The 6,393-nt window shown below is 40.1% G+C and carries 5 protein-coding genes; all 5 read left to right on the top strand.

Features of this window, described 5'->3' with window-relative positions:
• Positions 1-203: 203 nt before the first annotated feature.
• The 5 genes from tig to yihA all read left to right on the top strand — a co-directional run bounded on the left by tig (position 204) and on the right by yihA (position 6,389).
• Positions 204-1,490 (top strand): trigger factor, encoded by a 1,287-nt coding sequence (tig, locus tag ACO6FI_RS09575; RefSeq protein ID WP_485457137.1) that lies wholly within the window; start codon positions 204-206, stop codon positions 1,488-1,490.
• Positions 1,491-1,565: 75 nt separating this feature from the next.
• Positions 1,566-2,147, top strand: a complete 582-nt coding sequence (clpP, locus tag ACO6FI_RS09570) for an ATP-dependent Clp endopeptidase proteolytic subunit ClpP (RefSeq protein WP_485457136.1) — start codon at positions 1,566-1,568, stop codon at positions 2,145-2,147.
• A 9-nt stretch (positions 2,148-2,156) separates the two neighbouring features.
• Positions 2,157-3,440, top strand: a complete 1,284-nt coding sequence (clpX, locus tag ACO6FI_RS09565; RefSeq protein ID WP_485457135.1) for an ATP-dependent Clp protease ATP-binding subunit ClpX — start codon at positions 2,157-2,159, stop codon at positions 3,438-3,440.
• A 50-nt stretch (positions 3,441-3,490) separates the two neighbouring features.
• Positions 3,491-5,785 (top strand): endopeptidase La, encoded by a 2,295-nt coding sequence (lon, locus tag ACO6FI_RS09560; RefSeq protein ID WP_485457134.1) that lies wholly within the window; start codon positions 3,491-3,493, stop codon positions 5,783-5,785.
• A gap of 7 nt (positions 5,786-5,792) precedes the next feature.
• On the top strand, positions 5,793-6,389 hold the full coding sequence (gene yihA / locus ACO6FI_RS09555; RefSeq protein ID WP_485457133.1) for a ribosome biogenesis GTP-binding protein YihA/YsxC: 597 nt from the start codon (positions 5,793-5,795) through the stop codon (positions 6,387-6,389).
• Positions 6,390-6,393 lie beyond the last annotated feature (4 nt).

The raw sequence follows: 6,393 nt of genomic DNA, 5'->3' as shown, positions 1-6,393 counted from the left end.
CCTCCTGTTTAATAAAATGTATAAAGCACTATTCTATCATAAACAGGACATTTTCACTTGTGGTATATTAGGACTTTATCATATACGGCTTATAAAATAATCTTGAAACTTTTTAATCACAGTTGTATGAGGGCTATGTTTATGATATAATAGCATACCAGATGTGCCTCTTGAAGGCATTTATGAAACAAGGAGAAACTTTAATGAGTGTAGAAGTACAAAAATTAGAAAAAAATATGGCAAAGCTTACAGTCACAGTAGATGCAAAAGAATTTGACAAGGCTATAGCTGATTCCTTTAAGAAAAATAAAAATAGATTCAATGTTCCGGGATTTAGAAAAGGACATGTTACACAGGATGTTTTTGAAAAGATGTACGGCGCAGACAGCCTGATTCCGGATGCTATAGACTTCGTACTTGATGCATCATATCCAAGTGCGGCAAGAGAGAGTGAGCTTGAGATAGTTTCAAGACCGCAGATAGAAATCAAGAACGCTAAAAAGGGCGAGGATTTCGTATATGAGGCATTGATTGCTGTAAGACCTGAAGTAGAGCTTGGCGAGTACAAGGGTATCGAAGTAAAGAGGGCTGATGAAGTTGTAAACGACGACGATATCGCAAGTGCACTTAAGAGCGAGCAGGAGAAGAATGCAAGACTTATCACAGTTGAAGGCAGACCTGTAGAAAAGGGTGACAACATCACACTTGATTTCGAAGGAAAGATTGACGGAGTAGCATTTGACGGCGGTAAGGGCGAGGATTATCCGCTTGTTATTGGTTCAGGTACATTTATTCCGGGATTTGAGGATCAGATAATCGGACATAATGCAGGTGAAGACTTCGATGTAAATATCACATTCCCTGAGAACTATCAGATGAAGGATCTTGCAGGCAAGGCTGCAGTATTTGCTTGTAAGGTAAAGGAAATCCAGAAGAAAGAACTTCCTGAGCTTGATGATGATTTTGCAAGCGAGATCAGTGAGTTTGATACAATGGATGAGTACAAGGAAGATTTAAGAAAGCAGCTTTCAGAGGCTAAGGCAAAGAGAGCGGCAACAGAGAATGAGAATGCTATAGTTGATAAGCTTATCGAGACTTCAACTATGGATATTCCGGATCCTATGGTAGATGCACAGGTTGAAGGACTTGTAGCGGACTACGGAAGAAGAATGCAGAGTCAGGGTATCACACTTGATCAGTATCTTCAGATAACGGGTATGTCAAAAGCGGACCTTAATAATCAGTTCAAACCACAGGCTTTAAAGCAGATCAAGACAAGGCTTGTACTTGAAGAAGTAGCTAAGAAAGAGAACATTCAGGTTAGCGAAGATGAGATAAATGCGGAGCTTCAGAAGATTGCGGATTCTTACAAGATGGACCTTGAGAAGATTAAGGGATTCTTCGGTGAGAATGAGAGAAAGCAGATGTCTGACGATCTTGCAGTTCAAAAAGCAATTGACTTTTTGGTAGAAAATGCTAAATTAGTATAATGTATTAGTGAAGATAAGTCAGCCTAAGGCTGGCTTATTGGAGTATTAAAGGATTGCAATTTAGATAGGAGTTTTATGAGTTTAGTACCTACAGTCATTGAGTCTACAAGCAGAGGTGAGAGAGCCTTTGATATATACTCAAGATTATTAAAAGATAGAATAATATTCCTCGGAGAAGAGGTAAATGATGTTACTGCAAGTCTTGTAGTGGCACAGATTCTTTTCCTTGAGTCTGAAGATCCTACAAAGGATATAAATCTGTATATAAACAGCCCTGGCGGAAGTGTTGTAGCCGGCATGGCTATATATGATACAATGCAATATGTAAAATGTGATGTGTCCACTATCTGTATGGGTATGGCGGCAAGTATGGCAGCTTTCTTACTTGCAGGCGGAACAAAGGGCAAGAGATACGCTCTTCCGAATGCCGAGATTATGATACATCAGCCGTCAGGCGGTGCACAGGGACAGGCTACAGAGATTAGGATAGCCGCAGAACAGATTTTAAAGACAAAAGAAAAAATGAATAAGATTTTGGCTGAGAATACAAATCGGCCTGTTGAGGTCATAGAAAGAGATACCGAAAGAGACAATTATATGTCTGCAAAAGAGGCTCTTGACTATGGAATTATAGATAAGGTTATAGAACACCACTAAGGAGGTATTATGGCCAACAAGGACAAAATATGTTGCTCATTTTGTGGGAAAACATCTGACCAGGTAAGACGACTTCTTTCAGGTCCGAACGGAGTATATATTTGTGATGAATGTATAGAATTATGTTCTGAAATACTTGAAGAGGAGCTTGACGGAGTAACTGATTACTATGATGCTTCAAATGATATAAATCTCTTAAAACCTAAGGAAATCAAGAAGTTTTTGGATGATTATGTTATCGGACAGGATGATGCGAAGAAGGTATTGTCCGTAGCGGTATACAATCATTATAAGAGAATTAAATCCAAAAAAAGTGCGGAAGTTGAGATACAAAAGAGTAATATACTTATGCTTGGACCTACAGGTTCAGGTAAGACATATTTGGCACAGACTCTTGCGAAGATTTTGAATGTTCCGTTTGCGATTGCGGACGCTACCACACTTACAGAGGCCGGTTATGTCGGAGAAGATGTCGAGAATATTCTTCTTAAGCTTATTCAGGCAGCCGACGGTGATGTAAAGAGAGCCGAATACGGCATTATTTATATAGATGAGATTGATAAGATAACAAAGAAGTCTGAAAACGTATCCATTACCAGAGATGTATCCGGTGAAGGTGTACAGCAGGCACTGCTTAAGATACTTGAAGGAAGTATTGCTTCAGTACCGCCACAGGGCGGCAGAAAGCATCCTCAACAGGAGCTTATACAGATAGATACCACAAATATATTGTTTATCTGTGGAGGAGCTTTTGACGGACTTGAAAAGATAGTTGAGAACAGACTCTCAAAGGGAAGCATCGGATTCAATTCCGATGTGGTTGAGAAGAACTCAAAGTCGATAGACGAGCTTTTCAAGATGGTACTTCCGGGAGATTTGACCAAGTTCGGACTTATACCTGAGTTTATCGGTCGTGTACCTGTCACGGTATCACTTGATATGCTTGACAAGGAAGCGCTTATACAGATAATGACAAAGCCTAAGAATGCCATCACAAAGCAGTATCAAAAGCTGTTTGAGCTTGACGATGTGAAGCTTGAGTTTGATAAAGGGGCTGTAGAAGAGGTGGCCAACCTTGCACTTGAAAGAAAAATAGGTGCAAGAGGTTTAAGGTCCATACTTGAAGGCGTTATGACCGAGATGATGTATGAGATACCTTCAGATCCGAATATCGGTATCTGTACCATCACAAAAGAGACAATAGATGGCGGAGAGCCTGATATTGTATACAGAGATAAATCTGTAAGAGCAAAAAAGATAAAAGCAACCAATGAAAACAGCGAAAGCGCTTAGAATTTACTTACCCTCGGCTATACCGGGGGTATTGTATATATAGGGAGTAAATGAACAGATTAAAAACAATATTGATAAAGGGGCAGGTAATCTTTCCGGGAGAGGTGATAGGATTTTCAGCTGACGACAGAGAAAAACTGAAGGTACAGCTTGAAGCCTATGACAATGATGAAGAGTTGTTTCTGTTGAGATTCAAATCGGATGACGACACTGAAAGAAAAGACAGTGCATATACTGAGGCCAACGGTGTTATTGCAAAGGTAGAGAGTGTAAATGAAAAGGACAACGGCGTAACTGAAGTTTTGGTAAGGGCAGTCAGACGAGGAAAATTAAAATCAATGGATTGCATCGCCCCTAATGAGTATGAAGCCGATGTAGAGGAGTATGTGGAATCTGAAGAAGGTTTTGACAGGATGATAAGAAGCCTCCACCTTACAATGAGGGGATACAGTGATGTAAATGAGAGGTTCAGAAAGAACTTCCTTAACGACTTACTGGCTGTAAAGTCTTTGCCCAAGCTATTGGACGGACTCAGGCTTGCACTCAATTTAAACTATGAGAAGAGAAAGATAATCAATGCCGCAAAGACTCCTGTAGAAGAATCAATGCTTCTTATGGAGATAATGAGCGAGGCCATAGACAGAAAAGAGATTTCAGACAGAATCAAGTCTGAAGTGGATAAGGATATTTCAAAAAATCAAAGGGATTATATTCTAAGAGAACATCTTAAGGTAATTCAAAATGAAATGGCAAAAAACAGCGGCTATGAAAATTTTACAGATGAATACGAAGATAAGCTTGAGAGTATAAAGCTGGCCGACGAATACAAGGAAAAACTTAAAAAAGATATTTTAAGACTCAATACTTCCGCCAACAACGGTCCTGAGGGAAATGTTATCAGAACATATCTGGATACTGTCTTTGAAATACCTTTCGGAAAAGATAGTGAAGATATCAATGATATACTTCGTGCAAAGAAAATCCTTGACGAGGACCACTATGGACTTGAAAAGGTTAAGGACAGAATACTTGAATATCTGTCTGTAAGGATATTAAATCCTGACGGAAATTCACCTATACTCTGCCTTGTGGGACCTCCGGGAACAGGTAAGACTTCTATTGCAAAGAGTGTCGCAAAGGCGCTTGGAAGAAAGTATGTGAGAATAAGCCTCGGCGGTGTAGGCGATGAGGCTGAAATCAGAGGACACAGAAGAACCTATGTAGGAGCTATGCCCGGCAGAATAGTGGAAGCTATAAAGAATGCGAAGGTGGAAAATCCTCTGCTTTTATTGGATGAGATAGACAAGACATCAAGAGATTATAAGGGAGATGTATCATCGGCGCTGCTTGAAGTACTGGACGGAGAGCAAAATAAGACCTTCAGAGACAGATACCTTGAGATACCTCTGGATTTGTCAAAGGTTTTATTTATAGCCACGGCAAACACTTTGGATACCATACCGAGACCGCTCCTTGACAGAATGGATATCATAGAGATAAGCTCTTATACTGAGAATGAGAAGTTTCATATTGCAAAGAAGTATCTGGTGCCTAAGGAAATAGAGGCAAACGGTCTTAAGGATGTGCAGATAAGTTTCAGCGACAAGGCGATAAGAAAGATAATACATAACTACACCAGAGAGGCCGGAGTAAGAAACCTCTCAAGGCGAATCGGCGACATTTGCAGAAAATGTGCCAGAGAGTCGCTTGAGGGCAAAAAAAGCTTCAAAATCAGCGAAAAGAGTGTATTTAAGTATCTCGGAAAAGAAAAAGTAAGATATGATGAGGTGGAAAAAGAGCCTAAGGTCGGAGTTGTTACAGGACTTGCGTGGACAAGTGTGGGCGGAGATACTCTAAGCATTGAAGTGAATATAATGTCCGGCAAGGGAACACTTATACTTACCGGAAATATGGGCGATGTCATGAAGGAAAGTGCAGGTATTGCAAAGAGTCTTGTAAGAAGTATGGCAAAGGAATATGCTATAGAAGATGATTTCTTTGAAAAAAACGATATTCATCTGCATATCCCTGAGGGCGCCGTTCCTAAGGACGGACCGAGTGCGGGTGTGACCATGACTACCGCCATAATATCCGCAATCACAGGTAAAAAGGTAAGAGCGGATGTGGCAATGACAGGTGAGATAACACTTCGAGGCAGAGTACTTCCTATAGGAGGTCTGAAAGAAAAGCTTTTGGCTGCAAAGCTTGCAGGTGTAAAGACCGTATGTGTGCCTAAGGAGAATGAAGCCGATATTGCGGAACTTTCAAATGAGATTACAGACGGACTTAAGATAGTATATGTAAGCGATATAAGAGAAGTTTTGGATGTAGCACTGGTTAAGTGAGGTGTTTATGATAATAAAAAAAGCGGAGCTTGAGACTGTATGCGGTATAACAAGTAAGTTTCCGGAAAACAGTGAGCCTGAACTGGTCTTTGCAGGCAAGTCAAATGTAGGAAAATCATCACTGATAAATGCGCTTATGAATAGAAAGTCGCTTGCAAGGACATCAAGTCAACCGGGAAAGACACAGACAATAAACTACTATAAAGTAAATGATGAAATATACTTTGTGGATTTACCGGGATACGGTTATGCCAATGCAAATATTGAAACCAAGGCAAAATGGGGTAAGATGATTGAAAAGTATCTTCACACCTCAAAGCAGATAAAATGTATTTTTTTACTGATAGATATAAGGCATGAGCCGGGCAAGAATGACAAGCAGATGTATGACTGGATTTTGCATAACGGTTATCAGCCTGTGATCATAGCTACAAAGCTTGATAAGTTAAAAAGAAGTCAGGTGGCTAAATGTGTGAAGATCGTAAGAGAAGGGCTTGGACTGCCTAAGGAGGGTGTACTTATACCTTTCTCATCACAGACCAAGCAGGGAAAAGAAGAGATATATGATTTTATAGAGAATCTTTTAGCAGGAGAACAGGTTTAATTAA

The organism is Lachnoanaerobaculum sp., assembly GCF_057250505.1.
This window is presented reverse-complemented; position numbering and strand designations above follow the sequence as displayed.